The organism is Clostridium sp. BL-8 (assembly GCF_002006495.1).
In the GTDB taxonomy this organism is placed as follows: domain Bacteria; phylum Bacillota; class Clostridia; order Clostridiales; family Clostridiaceae; genus Clostridium.
In genome coordinates this window covers 1-14,812 of sequence record NZ_LZZL01000113.1, presented here as the reverse complement: position 1 = coordinate 14,812, position 14,812 = coordinate 1, and the positions used below count along the sequence as shown (strand labels likewise).

Below are 14,812 nucleotides of genomic sequence, written 5' to 3'. Positions count from 1 at the left end.
TGGAAGAACTGTAGGTTCTGGAGTTGTTACTAGCATAGTAGAATAATAAAATTAAGGTATAGGACTAAGTTTTATAACTTAGTCCTATTTAAAGGATAATTGACAACTTAAATATTCTATGATATTGTATAAAAGTGACATTTTAAGCTACGCAAATTAGTAAAGAATAAGAAATTAAATTTCTTGTTTTATATATATGAAAAAACTGGAGGTGCACAATCATGAGAACAAAAGTAACTTTAGCATGCACAGAGTGTAAACAAAGAAATTATGATTCAATGAAAAACAAAAAAAATGATCCAGATAGATTAGAAATGAAAAAGTATTGTAAATTCTGTAAAAAGCACACTCTTCATAGAGAAACTAAATAATCAGCTGCTGTAATGACATATAGTTATTAAAAATAAGGATGTGAAGATATGTCAGTAAAAGATAATGTGAAAACTGAAAAAGCTGTTAAAGGTAATGGCTTAGTTAGTTTTTTTAAAGATGTTAAGGCAGAGATAAAAAAAATAACTTGGCCTTCAAAAGATGAGACGAAAAAAGCTTTTGTTGCAGTTATGGTATTCACACTAATGTATACTATATTAGTTGGTGGAATGGATTCTATTTTCGAGAAACTCCTCCAAGCGATTTTAAAATTGAAGTAAAAGGGAGGTTTGGTGATTTATTAATATCACCTGATAAGTATGAGCGATAGAGCAAGATGGTATGTAGTACATACGTATTCTGGATATGAAAATAAAGTTAAAGCGAACTTAGAAAAAGCAATAGAAAATAGAAATCTTCAATCGTTAATCCATGATATACAAGTACCAATGGAAGAAGTAATTGAAGAGAAAGATGGAAAACAAAAGGTCTCATTAAAGAAAAAATTTCCTGGATATGTGCTTGTAAAAATGCTAATGGGTGATGAAGCATGGTACGTCGTTAGAAATACAAGAGGTGTAACAGGTTTTGTTGGCCCGGGATCTAAGCCAGTTCCCCTTTCAGATGAAGAAGTTGAATCAATGGGTGTGTTAGAAACACCGGTTGATATTGATTTAGAGATAGGGGAAAGTATTAGAATTATCTCAGGTCCATTAAGAGATTCAGTAGCTATGATACAAGAGATAATTTTAGAGAAACGTAAAGTGAAAGCTTTAGTGGATATGTTTGGCAGAGAAACTCTTGCCGAATTAGACTTTAATCAAGTTGAAAAATTAGTTTAATTATAAGTAAACTAATTTTAATTAAGTGGGAGAACTAAAAAGTTCGTATATACCACAGTAATAGGAGGAATAACAAAAATGGCTAAGAAAGTAACTGGAATGATTAAACTTCAACTTCAAGCAGGTAAGGCAACACCAGCTCCACCTGTAGGTCCAGCTTTAGGTCAACATGGTGTAAACATAATGGGATTCTGTAAGGAGTTCAACGCAAAAACTGCAAATCAAGCTGGTTTAATAATACCAGTAGTTATTACAGTTTATCAAGATAGGTCTTTTAGCTTCATACTAAAGACTCCTCCAGCTGCAGTTCTAATTAAAAAGGAATTAGGATTAGAAAGCGGTTCTGGAGTGCCTAATAAGACAAAAGTTGGTAAGTTAACTCAAGATCAACTTAGAAAGATCGCCGAAACTAAAATGCCAGACTTAAATGCTGCAAATGTTGAATCAGCAATGAGAATGATTGCAGGAACAGCTAGAAGTATGGGAGTAACTATTGAAGAGTAATTCGTAAAAAATAAGTGGGAGGTCAAAACCGTTAACACCACAGAGGAGGCAAATTATGGGAAAAAAATACATTGAAAGTGCAAAGCTTATAGATAAGAGTGCATTATATAATCCAGTAGAAGCATTAGAACTTACATTAAAGACTGCAAAGGCAAACTTTGATGAAACTGTTGAATTACATGTAAGACTTGGTGTAGATCCAAGACATGCAGATCAACAAGTAAGAGGAGCAGTTGTATTACCAAACGGAACAGGTAAAACAGTTAGAGTGCTTGTATTTGCTAAAGGAGATAAAGCTACAGAAGCACAACAAGCAGGAGCAGATTTTGTTGGAGCAGAAGAATTAGTTCAAAAGATCCAAACAGAAAATTGGTTTGAATATGATGTAGTTGTTGCAACACCAGATATGATGGGAGTTGTAGGTAGAATTGGTAGAGTATTAGGACCTAAGGGATTAATGCCAAATCCAAAATCAGGAACAGTAACATTTGATGTTGCTAAAGCAATTGAAGAAATTAAAGCTGGTAAAGTTGAATATAGAGTAGATAAAACAGCTATAGTTCACTGCCCAATTGGTAAGAAATCATTTGGAACTGAAAAGTTAAAGGAGAACTTCGTTGCGTTAATGGATGCTTTAATTAAAGCAAAGCCAGCAGCAGCTAAGGGCCAATATTTAAAATCAGTATCAGTTTCAAGCACAATGGGACCTGGTGCAAAGGTTAATCCTACAAAAGTTTTAGATTAATATTGACTTAAGTAAGATTAAGTAGTATAATACTTAATGTTGTGAAAAGAGAATATTATTTCCGTAGACAGTGGGTGCGAAAGCATAAAGATATACTACCCACCTAGGTGAGTTATAATAGATGTTATTATAGACCTTTCCATGTCTGCGGAAGGTCTTTTTTAATAGAAAGAAGCAGTTTTAAACTGTGAGGAGGTGGACTACAGTAATGAATAAAAACAGAGAACTTAAAGAAGCAAAAGTTGCTGAAATTAAGGAAAAGCTAGAAAAGTCAAAAACTATTGTTCTTAGTAAGTATCAAGGTTTAACTGTAGAAGAAGATACTACACTTAGAAAAAATCTAAGAGAAGCTGGAGTTGAGTATAAGGTATATAAAAATACTTTAGTTACTTTAGCAGCTAAAGAATTAGGTTTAGATGGTTTAGTAGAATATTTAGAAGGACCTGTGTCTATTGCATTTGGTTATGAAGATGTAACAGTACCAGCAAGAGTTTTAAATGATTTTGCTAAGGATCATAAAAAATTAGAATTAAAAGCAGGTGTTGTAGAAGGAGAAATCTACGATGTAGATAAGATTAAACAACTTGCTACAATACCATCAAAAGAAGTTCTTATTGCAAAACTTCTTGGAAGTATCAAGTCTCCAATATCAAGCTTTGCACGTGTATTAAGTGCTATTGCTGATAGTAAGGAAACTGGATCTGCAGAATAATTAAGAAAAAATGAAAAATTAAGAAAAAATTTCGGAGGTGCTATAAAAATGACAAGAGAAGATATAATTCAAGCAATAAAAGAAATGAGTGTTTTAGATTTAAATGAATTAGTAAAGGCTTGTGAAGAAGAATTTGGAGTAAGTGCTGCTGCTGCTGTTGTAGCTGGAGGAGCTGTAGCTGGAGGAGCTGCTGCTGAAGAAAAGACTGAATTCGACGTAGTATTAGCAAGTGCTGGAGATAACAAGATTAAAGTTATCAAAGTAGTTAGAGAAATAACAGGATTAGGATTAAAAGAAGCTAAGGAAATAGTTGATGGAGCTCCTAAGACATTAAAAGAAGCTGTTTCTAAAGAAGAAGCTGAAGATATGAAAGCTAAATTAGCTGAAGTTGGAGCAACTGCAGAAGTTAAATAATTTGTTTTTATTGAAAGGTGCTTGTAAAAAGCACCTTTTTTAAACTACATTTATGAAGCTATATAAAATATTTGTTGATAGATAAGTATTTTATATAGCTTTATAAATGAAAAGAATTCTGTAATAATATTTATTGACAATAAAAATGCCATATGATATTATAATATAATGTATTATTGACTATAGAGTATTATATATTTATAGTTGAAAAAAGAGTATAGTCTGGTGAATAATGGTTATACTATAAAAAGACGCTGTCCGAAAGCAAAAGTCCTTAGGGAAAGTATGCTTTTGGCTATTTTAGTTTATTTTATACTAAGGGGTGAAAATTCATGGTACATCCTGTCCAAGTTGGAAAAAGAACAAGAATGAGTTTTGGTAAGGTTAATGATGTTACCGAAATGCCGAATTTAATTGAGGTACAATTAGATTCATATGAATGGTTTTTAAGAGAAGGGTTGCATGAAGTATTTGATGATATTAATCCTATCACAAACTTCACAGGAAATTTAGTACTAGAGTTCGTAGATTATAAGCTTGATATGGAAAATATCAAGTATTCTGTCGAAGAATGTAAGGAAAGAGATGCAACTTATGCGGCACCATTGAAAGTTTCAATTAGATTACAAAATAATGAAACTGGTGAAATTAAAGAACAAGAAGTGTTTATGGGAGATTTCCCATTGATGACAGAGCAAGGTACCTTTGTAATTAATGGTGCTGAAAGAGTTATAGTAAGTCAATTAGTAAGATCTCCAGGAGTATATTATAATTACTCTATAGACAAGAGTGGTAAAAAGTTATATTCATCAACTGTAATTCCTAATAGAGGTGCATGGTTAGAATATGAAACAGATTCTAATGATGTAATTTATGTAAGGATTGATAAAACTAGAAAGTTATCAATTACTATTTTAGCAAGAGCCATGGGATTGGGCAGTGATCAAGAACTGTTGGATTTCTTTGGTGAAGAAGAAAGATTTAGAGCTTCAATAGAAAAGGATAATACTAAGACTAAAGAAGAAGCATTACTTGAAATATATAAGAGATTAAGACCAGGGGAACCACCAACGGTCGATAGTGCTATATCTTTAATCGATACATTATTCTTTGATGCAAAAAGATACGATTTATCTAGAGTTGGTAGATATAAATTTAATAAAAAGCTTGCGTTAAATTTACGAATCGCTAATCAAATAGCTGCATCTGACATAGTTAATCCACAAACTGGTGAAATTATGGTGGAAAAAGGACAAAAAATAAGCAGATTGATGGCTGAAGATATTCAAAATGCAGGTATTAAATCAGCTGATGTATTAGTTGAAGACAAAGTTGTAAGAGTTATTAGTAACAATTTTGTAGACTTAAAGAAGCAAGTTTCTTTTGATGTTTCAGATTTGAAAGTAAAGGAATTAGTTCATTATCCTACATTAAGAGAAATATTAGATAATTTTTCAGATGAAGAAACTATTAAAGAAGAGATAAAGAAAAATATCAGTAGACTTATTCCAAAACATATTATCAAAGATGATATATTTGCTACTATAAGCTATGAATTAGGTTTAGCTTATGGAATAGGTTATGTTGATGATATAGATCACTTAGGAAATAGAAGATTAAGATCTGTAGGAGAATTACTACAAAATCAATTTAGAATTGGTTTATCTAGAATGGAAAGAGTAGTTAAGGAAAGAATGACTATTCAGGACCAAGAAGCAATAACTCCTCAAATGTTAATTAACATAAGACCAGTAGCAGCGGCTATTAAAGAATTCTTTGGTAGTTCGCAATTATCGCAATTCATGGATCAAACTAATCCTTTGTCAGAATTAACACATAAAAGAAGATTATCTGCCTTAGGACCAGGAGGTCTTTCTAGAGAAAGAGCTGGTTTCGAAGTTAGAGACGTTCACCATTCTCATTATGGTAGAATGTGTCCAATTGAAACACCTGAAGGTCCAAACATAGGACTTATTAATTCATTAGCAACCTTTGCAAAAGTTAATGAGTATGGGTTTATTGAAACACCATATAGAATTGTAGATAAAGAAAATGCAAGAGCTACAGAGGAAATAAGATATTTCACTGCAGATGAAGAAGATCAATGTCTGATTGCTCAAGCCAAGCAGCCGATGGATGAAAATGGCTATTTTATAGAAAAAAGAGTTACAGTAAGGCACTTGGAAGATGTTTTGGTTGTTCCAGCTAATGAAGTTGATTTAATAGACGTATCTGCAAGACAAATGGTATCAGTAGCAACAGCTATGATTCCATTCCTTGAAAATGATGATGCTACAAGAGCACTTATGGGATCAAACATGCAACGTCAAGCTGTTCCATTATTGAATCCACAAGCACCGATTGTTGGAACAGGGATAGAATACAAGGCAGCTGTAGACTCTGGAGTATTGCCAAAGGCTAAAAATGCAGGTGTTGTTACGTATGTATCAGGAGCTGAAATCAGAATCAAGAGAGATTCTGATGGTGGAACTGATATTTACAAACTATTAAAGTTTAAGAGAAGTAACTCAGGAACTTGTATAAATCAAAGACCTATAGTGGATACAGGTGAGATAGTATATAAGAATCAAGTAATTGCAGATGGACCATCGACAGACTTAGGGGAAATTGCTCTAGGTAAAAACATAAGAATGGGATTCATAACTTGGGAAGGTTACAATTACGAAGATGCGATGCTAATTTCTGAAGAGTTAGTTAGAGAAGATATCTTTACATCCATGCATATAGAAGAGTATGAATGTGAAGCTAGAGATACAAAACTTGGACCTGAAGAAATTACAAGAGATATACCAAATGTAAGTGATGATGCCCTTAAAGATGTAGATGACAGAGGTATCATACGAATAGGTGCAGAAGTAAGATCGGGAGATATACTTGTTGGTAAAGTAACACCAAAGGGAGAGACTGAACTTACAGCAGAAGAAAGATTATTAAGAGCAATCTTTGGAGAAAAAGCTAGAGAAGTTAGAGATACTTCTTTAAGAGTTCCTCACGGAGAAGCTGGAATAATAGTTGATATAAAAGTATTTACAAGGGAAAATGGGGATGAGTTAAATCCTGGAGTAAATGAACTTGTAAGATGTTATATTGCGCAAAAAAGAAAGATTTCAGTTGGAGATAAAATGGCAGGACGTCATGGTAATAAGGGTGTTATATCTAGAATATTACCAGAAGAAGATATGCCGTTCTTACCAGATGGTAGACCACTTCAAATATGCTTAAATCCACTTGGAGTACCTTCGCGTATGAATATAGGTCAGGTACTTGAAGTACATTTAGGATGGGCAGCTAGCCACCTAGGCTGGCATATTGCTACACCAGTTTTTGATGGAGCAACTCAAGATGAGATTACAGAATGTTTAGTAAAGGCTGGATTTAATGCAAATGCTAAAACTATATTATATGATGGTAGAACAGGAGAGCCATTTGATAATCCTGTAACTGTTGGTATAATGTATATCTTAAAATTGCACCATTTGGTAGATGATAAGATACATGCTAGATCTACAGGACCTTATTCATTAGTTACTCAACAACCTTTAGGAGGTAAAGCTCAATTTGGTGGTCAAAGATTTGGTGAAATGGAAGTTTGGGCGTTAGAAGCATATGGAGCAGCACATACACTACAAGAAATCTTAACTGTTAAATCAGATGATGTTGTAGGTAGAGTTAAAACATATGAAGCTATAGTTAAAGGTGAAAATATACCTGAGCCAGGAGTTCCAGAATCATTTAAGGTTCTTATTAAAGAACTTCAAGCTTTATGTCTAGACATTAAAGTATTAGATGACTCGCATGAAGAAGTAACTTTAAAAGAATTTGTAGATGAAGATATGGCTAATTTAGAAGTTAATATAGAAGGTGCTGAAGAAATGATGGTGCCTGAACCAGAAATATTAGATGACGATAGTTATGACCAAAATAGAGATGAAGATATGGATGAAATTGATTATGACGAAAGCGTTGATATAGCTGATCTTGAAACTGAATTAGAACTAGATGATTTTAATGATGAACACTAATTTTGAAGGGAGGATTTACCCTTGTTTGAATTAAATAATTTTGATGCAATACAAATTGGCTTAGCATCTCCAGAACAAATAAGGCAATGGTCAAGAGGAGAAGTTAAGAAGCCTGAAACAATTAATTACAGAACTTTAAAACCTGAAAGAGATGGTTTATTCTGTGAAAGAATCTTTGGACCAATGAAAGATTGGGAATGTCACTGTGGAAAGTATAAAAGAGTAAGATATAAAGGGATAGTTTGTGACAGATGCGGAGTTGAAGTCACAAAAGCTAAAGTAAGAAGAGAAAGAATGGGGCATATAGAATTAGCTGCCCCTGTATCTCATATTTGGTACTTTAAAGGAATTCCATCAAGAATGGGATTAATCTTAGATATGTCACCAAGAGCTTTAGAAAAAGTCTTATATTTTGCATCTTATATAGTAATAGATCCAAAAGAAACACCACTATTAAAGAAACAACTTCTTAATGAAAAAGAATATAGAGAAGCTGTAGATAAATATGGTGATGAAAGCTTTGTAGCAGGAATGGGAGCAGAAGCTATTCAAGAGCTACTTGCTGAAATTGATCTGGAAGTTGGCTCAAAGGAATTAAAAGAAGAGCTTAAGCAAAGTACAGGACAGAAGAAAGTAAGAATCATAAGAAGATTAGAAGTTGTAGAATCATTTAGAAAATCAGGAAATGATCCACAATGGATGGTGATTAATGTAATACCAGTAATACCACCAGATTTAAGACCAATGGTTCAATTGGATGGTGGTAGATTTGCAACATCTGACTTAAATGATCTATATAGAAGAGTAATAAATAGAAATAATAGATTAAAGAAACTATTGGATTTAGGTGCTCCAGATATCATAGTAAGAAATGAAAAAAGAATGCTTCAAGAAGCAGTAGATGCACTTATTGATAATGGTAGAAGAGGAAGACCTGTAACTGGTCCGGGAAATAGACCTTTAAAATCACTTTCGGATATGTTAAAGGGTAAGCAAGGTAGATTTAGACAAAACTTACTTGGTAAGAGAGTTGACTATTCTGGTAGATCAGTTATTGTAGTTGGACCAGAATTAAAGATGTATCAATGCGGGCTTCCTAAAGAAATGGCTATAGAGTTATTTAAGCCATTTGTAATGAAGAAGCTAGTACAAGATGGAATAGCGCACAATATAAAGAGTGCTAAGAGAATGGTAGAAAGAGTGTTACCACAAGTATGGGATGTATTAGAAGAAGTAATTGCAGATCATCCAGTATTGCTTAACCGTGCACCTACATTACACAGACTTGGTATTCAAGCATTCCAACCAGTATTAGTAGAAGGTAGAGCAATCAAACTTCATCCGTTAGCATGTACAGCTTATAATGCCGATTTTGATGGAGATCAAATGGCTGTTCATCTTCCATTATCGGTGGAAGCGCAAGCGGAAGCTAGATTCTTGATGTTGGCAGCAACAAATATTTTAAAACCATCAGATGGTAAACCAGTTTGTGTACCTACTCAAGATATGGTTCTTGGTTCATATTATTTAACTATGGATAAAGACAATGCTAAGGGTGCTGGAATGACTTTTTCTAGTCAAGAAGAAGCGATAATGGCATATGAAGTTAAGGCTATTAATATACATGCTGCAATTAACGTTAGAATGACTAAGAAAGTGAATGGTGAAATTAAGTCTAAGATAATTAGGACTACTGTTGGAAAGATTATATTTAATGAATCAATTCCACAAAATTTAGGCTTAGTTAATAGAGAAAATGAAGACGAAATGTTTGATTTAGAAGTAGACTTCTTAGTTACAAAGAAATCTCTAGGAAAGATAATAGATCAATGTTATATGAAACATGGTCCAGTAAAGACATCTATAATGCTTGATAATATTAAGGCGTTAGGTTATCATTATTCATCGATTGGAGCTGTGACAGTTGCTTCCTCAGATATAATAGTTCCAGATGCTAAATATGATCTACTTAAAGAAGCAGATGAAACTGTTGAAAAAATTGAGAAAATGTATAAAAGAGGATTCATATCTGATGATGAAAGATATGAAAGAGTTATAGAAAAATGGACTCAAACTACTGAAGATGTAGCTAATGCATTAATGGATAGTCTTGATAAATTCAATCCAATATACATGATGGCTGACTCTGGAGCCAGAGGTTCTAAGTCACAAATTAAGCAATTAGCAGGAATGAGAGGACTTATGGCGAGTCCATCAGGTAAGATAATCGAGTTACCTATCAGAGCGTCATTTAAAGAAGGATTAGATGTTCTAGAATATTTCTCATCTACACATGGTGCTAGAAAAGGTAATGCTGATACAGCTTTAAAAACTGCCGATTCAGGATATTTAACAAGAAGACTTGTTGATGTATCACAAGATGTTATTGTAAGAGAAGAAGATTGTGGTACAGATGAAGGAATAGTTGTAAGTGAAATAAAAGAAGGAAATGAAGTTATCGAAGAATTAAGAGAAAGATTAATTGGTAGATACGCAGCAGAGGATATTGTTGACCCTAATAGTGGGGAAGTGTTACATTCAAAGAATGAATATATGGATCCGTATGCGGCAGATAAGATAGTTTCAGCAGGAATTAAGAAAGTAAAAATCAGATCTGTGTTCACTTGTAGCTGCAAAGTTGGTGTTTGTTCTAGATGTTATGGTATGAACATGGCAACTGCTAAGAAGATTGATATAGGAGAAGCAGTAGGTATTATAGCTGCTCAATCCATCGGAGAACCAGGAACTCAGCTTACTATGAGAACATTCCATACAGGTGGAGTTGCTGGAGCAGATATAACTCAAGGTTTACCTAGAGTTGAAGAATTATTTGAAGCTAGAAAACCAAAAGGTCTTGCAATAGTAAGTGAAATTGCAGGTAGTGTCAGAATGGAAGAAACAAAGAAAAAGAGAACAGTAATAGTTATGAGTCCAGAAGGGGAAGAACGTAGCTATGATATACCATTTGGTTCAAGATTAAAGGTGAGTGATAATGATGTTATTGAAGCCGGAGATGAAATTACAGAAGGATCAGTAAATCCTCATGATATCATGAGCATAAAAGGTATAGATGGAGCAAGAAGATATTTACTTTCAGAAGTTCAAAAAGTTTATAGATTGCAAGGTGTTGATATCAATGATAAACACTTAGAAGTAGTTGTTAGACAAATGACTAGAAAGATAAAGGTTCTTGAATCAGGAGATACGGATCTATTACCAGGAACAATGATAGATATGTTTGATTTTTATGAAGAAAATGCCAGAGTGAGAGAGTTCGGAGGAGAAGAAGCTAAGGGAGAGCAAACTTTACTTGGTATAACTAAAGCAGCATTAGCAACAGATAGTTTCTTATCAGCAGCATCATTCCAAGAGACAACAAGAGTTTTAACAGAAGCTGCGATTAAAGGAAAAGTTGATCCATTAGTTGGATTAAAGGAAAATGTAATAATTGGTAAATTAATTCCTGCTGGTACTGGAATGATGAGATATAGATCATTAAATATAGAGAAAGACAGTGAATTAGTTGAAGAAAGTATTGCAGAAACAGCTGAAGAATAGAATTTAATTATATTGACATGTATAAGGTAAAATGATAAAATACAATTTGTGTGATTTTAAATATAAAATCACACAAATGAATTTCATATGAGCATTTAGTGATTGAATTGATAACTTATAATAAAGATATTAATTTATATTTCGAGTTTAGACATAATTAATAAGAATATATAACATATTATATATGAGTGTTATATAATAAATTAGCTTTTATCTTAATTTAAAGATAGATAAATGAATTTCAGGAGGTGAAAAAATGCCAACTATTAGCCAATTAGTAAGAAAAGGCAGAAAATCAGCAGTAGTTAAATCAACTGCACCAGCACTTAAAGAGTGTCCTCAAAAAAGAGGGGTATGTACAGTAGTTAAAACAACAACTCCTAAGAAGCCTAACTCAGCGTTAAGAAAAATTGCAAGGGTTAGATTAACAAATGGATTTGAAGTAACTGCATATATTGGTGGAGTAGGTCACAACTTACAAGAACATAGTGTTGTTCTTATAAGAGGTGGAAGAGTTAAGGACCTTCCTGGTGTTAGATACCATATTGTAAGAGGTGCATTAGACTGCGCTGGAGTAGCTAACAGATTACAAGGAAGATCAAAGTACGGTGCTAAGAAACCTAAACAAAAATAGGTTTTTTAACGAAGAGTAGTGCTTATCTTCAACAGAAATTATAGATTTTAACTTAAGTTTATATAGATGTAAGAAGTGTAGCACTTTGCGGTAAAGTAATAATACCGAGTACCGATGAACTTAAATTTAAAATGTTAAGGAGGGAAGAAAAGTGCCAAGAAAAGGACATATTGCAAAAAGAGATGTATTACCAGATCCAGTGTACAATTCAAAAGTTGTTACTAAATTTATAAATAGTATAATGGAAGATGGTAAAAAGGGTGTTGCCCAAAAAATATGCTACGATGCATTTGAATTAATAGCTCAAAGAAGCGGAAAAGAAGCTTTAGAAGTTTTTGAGGATGCTATGAACAATGTAATGCCATTACTAGAAGTTAAAGCTAGAAGAATAGGTGGTGCTACTTATCAAGTTCCAATCGAAGTTAGACCAGAAAGAAGACAGACGTTAGGAATAAGATGGATGTTAATAGCAGCAAGAAAAAGAGGCGAAAAGCTAATGAGTGAAAGAGTTGCTGGTGAATTATTAGATGCATCTAATAATACAGGGGCAGCCGTTAAGAAGAGAGAAGATACTCATAAGATGGCAGAAGCTAATAAAGCATTTGCTCATTACAGATACTAATATATATATAAAACTGTTTTGGCTTATGCTAAGGCAGTTTTGTCAAATTAAATTAAATTTACTCATTGAGAGGAGGACAAATAAATGGCTAGAAAATATCCTTTAGAAAAATTCCGTAATTTCGGTATAATGGCTCATATAGATGCTGGTAAGACAACAACAACTGAACGTATATTATTCTATACAGGAGTGAGTCATAAAATAGGGGAAGTTCATGATGGTGAAGCTACAATGGACTGGATGGTTCAAGAACAAGAAAGAGGTATAACAATTACTTCAGCAGCAACTTCATGTTTCTGGAAAGAACATGAACTTAATATCATAGATACTCCTGGTCACGTAGACTTTACGGTTGAGGTTGAAAGATCATTAAGAGTACTTGATGGAGCTGTTACAGTTCTTGATGCAAAGAGTGGGGTTGAACCACAAACTGAAACTGTTTGGAGACAGGCAGATAAGTATGGCGTACCAAGAATGATATATGTAAATAAGATGGATGCAACAGGTGCTGATTTCTTTAGATGTGTGCAAACAGTTAAAGATAGATTAAAAGCAAATGCAGTTCCAATTCAAATTCCAATAGGTAGCGAACAAAACTTTAAAGGAATGGTTGACCTTATAAAGAATGTTGCTTTTATATTCTATGATGATCTTGGAAAAGATATGAGAGAAGAAGCTATACCAGCAGAATATGCTGATCAAGCTGAAGAGTACAGAAGCGCAATGATAGAAGCTATTGCTGAAACAGATGAAGAATTAATGGAAAAATATTTAGAAGGTGAAGAAATTACAATTGAAGAATTAAAAATTGCTTTAAGAAAAGCTACAATTGCTAATGAAATATATCCTTGTATTTGTGGTTCTTCATACAAAAACAAAGGCGTTCAAGAAATGATTGATGGAGTTGTAGATTACTTACCATCACCATTAGATGTTCCTGCTATAAAAGGAACAACATTAGATGGAGAAGAAGATCATAGAAATTCTTCAGACACTGAGCCATTATCAGCTTTAGCATTTAAGATTGCTACTGATCCATTCGTTGGTAAGTTAGCATTCACAAGAATATATTCAGGTGTAATGCAAAGTGGTTCATATGTTCTTAACTCAACAAAGGGTAAGAAAGAAAGAATTGGTAGACTTGTTAAGATGCATTCAAATTCAAGATCAGAAGTTGAATCATTAGAGGCTGGAGAAATTGGTGCAGTAATTGGATTAAAGAATACTACAACAGGTGATACTTTATGTGCAGAAAATAGTCCAATAATTCTTGAAGCAATGGAATTCCCAGAACCAGTTATAAGAGTAGCTATTGAGCCAAAGACAAAAGATGCTCAAGAAAAGATGGGAATGGCATTAGCTAAATTAGCAGAAGAAGATCCTACTTTTAAGACTTGGACTGATACAGAAACAGGTCAAACAATTATTGCAGGTATGGGAGAACTTCATCTAGAAATAATCGTTGATAGACTTCAAAGAGAATTTAAAGTTGAATGTAATGTTGGAGCTCCTCAAGTTGCATATAAAGAAACAATTAGAAGTGCTGTTAAAGCTGAAGCAAAATATGCTAAACAATCAGGTGGTAAAGGACAATACGGTCATGCTGTAATTGAAATGGAACCAACTGAAGGAGAGTATGTATTTGAAAATGCTGTTGTAGGTGGAGCTATTCCTAAAGAATACATACCAGCGATCGATGCAGGTATTCAAGAAGCATCTTTAAATGGTATAATAGCAGGATACAATGTTATTAACTTCAAAGTTAAATTAGTTCACGGTTCATATCATGAAGTCGATTCATCTGAAATGGCATTTAAGATTGCTGGATCTATGGCATTTAAGAATGCTATGGCTAAAGCAAATCCAGTACTTCTTGAACCAATGATGAAGGTTGAAGTAACAGTTCCTGAAGAATACATGGGAGATGTTATCGGAGACATCAACTCAAGAAGAGGTATAATGGAAGGAATGGAAGCTGTTAATGGCGCACAAGTTATTAGAGCATTTGTTCCATTATCAGAAATGTTTGGATATGCTACTACTTTAAGATCTAGAACTCAAGGTAGAGGTGTTTATTCAATGGTATTTGATCATTATGACGAAGTGCCAAAGAATATCCAAGAACAAATAGCTGGTCAAAGAGCTAAATAATCATAAATATATAGTTTTTTCCATATTATTTTAAAATTATATACAATAAATTTTATTTTAATAATTTTTATATAATATGGTAAAAAACTTAGATGATAAATATAGATATTAAAATATCTATAAGTTATAATATTTACGAAAAGATTCTTTAAATTAATGTCTAAAAGGGAGGAAAATTATAATGGCAAAAGCAAAGTATGAAAGAAGTAAGCCACACG

At 33.2% G+C, this 14,812-nt stretch carries 12 protein-coding genes and 1 other annotated feature; all 12 genes read left to right on the top strand.

What is annotated here, in order from left to right; translation table 11 throughout:
* Nucleotides 1-221 precede the first annotated feature (221 nt).
* Nucleotides 222-371: a 50S ribosomal protein L33 gene (gene rpmG, locus CLOBL_RS24415; RefSeq protein ID WP_002583138.1), complete on the top strand. Its 150-nt coding sequence runs from the start codon at nt 222-224 to the stop codon at nt 369-371.
* A gap of 48 nt (nt 372-419) precedes the next feature.
* Entirely contained in the window at nt 420-650 is a 231-nt protein-coding gene (secE, locus tag CLOBL_RS24410) for a preprotein translocase subunit SecE (protein WP_009167800.1), read from the top strand.
* Nucleotides 651-689: 39 nt separating this feature from the next.
* Entirely contained in the window at nt 690-1,211 is a 522-nt protein-coding gene (gene nusG, locus CLOBL_RS24405; RefSeq protein WP_009167801.1) for a transcription termination/antitermination protein NusG, read from the top strand.
* A 78-nt stretch (nt 1,212-1,289) separates the two neighbouring features.
* Nucleotides 1,290-1,715 (top strand): 50S ribosomal protein L11, encoded by a 426-nt coding sequence (rplK, locus tag CLOBL_RS24400; RefSeq protein WP_009167802.1) that lies wholly within the window; start codon nt 1,290-1,292, stop codon nt 1,713-1,715.
* Nucleotides 1,716-1,770: 55 nt separating this feature from the next.
* Nucleotides 1,771-2,460, top strand: a complete 690-nt coding sequence (rplA, locus tag CLOBL_RS24395) for a 50S ribosomal protein L1 (protein ID WP_009167803.1) — start codon at nt 1,771-1,773, stop codon at nt 2,458-2,460.
* Nucleotides 2,461-2,503: 43 nt separating this feature from the next.
* Nucleotides 2,504-2,632 (top strand) — a sequence feature (ribosomal protein L10 leader region).
* A gap of 36 nt (nt 2,633-2,668) precedes the next feature.
* Complete coding sequence (rplJ, locus tag CLOBL_RS24390; RefSeq protein WP_009167804.1) at nt 2,669-3,172, top strand: 50S ribosomal protein L10; 504 nt, start codon at nt 2,669-2,671, stop codon at nt 3,170-3,172.
* A gap of 48 nt (nt 3,173-3,220) precedes the next feature.
* The gene (rplL, locus tag CLOBL_RS24385; RefSeq protein WP_077861388.1) at nt 3,221-3,586 is read left to right on the top strand and encodes a 50S ribosomal protein L7/L12; all 366 of its coding nucleotides are present in this window, start codon (nt 3,221-3,223) and stop codon (nt 3,584-3,586) included.
* 332 nt (nt 3,587-3,918) lie between these two features.
* Nucleotides 3,919-7,629: a DNA-directed RNA polymerase subunit beta gene (rpoB, locus tag CLOBL_RS24380; protein ID WP_077861387.1), complete on the top strand. Its 3,711-nt coding sequence runs from the start codon at nt 3,919-3,921 to the stop codon at nt 7,627-7,629.
* Nucleotides 7,630-7,650: 21 nt separating this feature from the next.
* Nucleotides 7,651-11,187 carry a DNA-directed RNA polymerase subunit beta' gene (gene rpoC / locus CLOBL_RS24375; RefSeq protein WP_077861386.1) on the top strand — a complete coding sequence of 1,179 codons (3,537 nt, stop codon included), beginning with the start codon at nt 7,651-7,653 and terminating at the stop codon, nt 11,185-11,187.
* A 256-nt stretch (nt 11,188-11,443) separates the two neighbouring features.
* Nucleotides 11,444-11,821, top strand: coding sequence for a 30S ribosomal protein S12 (gene rpsL, locus CLOBL_RS24370; RefSeq protein ID WP_009167808.1), 378 nt, complete (start codon nt 11,444-11,446; stop codon nt 11,819-11,821).
* A gap of 151 nt (nt 11,822-11,972) precedes the next feature.
* Entirely contained in the window at nt 11,973-12,443 is a 471-nt protein-coding gene (gene rpsG, locus CLOBL_RS24365) for a 30S ribosomal protein S7 (RefSeq protein WP_009167809.1), read from the top strand.
* A gap of 84 nt (nt 12,444-12,527) precedes the next feature.
* Nucleotides 12,528-14,594, top strand: coding sequence for an elongation factor G (gene fusA, locus CLOBL_RS24360; protein WP_077861385.1), 2,067 nt, complete (start codon nt 12,528-12,530; stop codon nt 14,592-14,594).
* Nucleotides 14,595-14,812 lie beyond the last annotated feature (218 nt).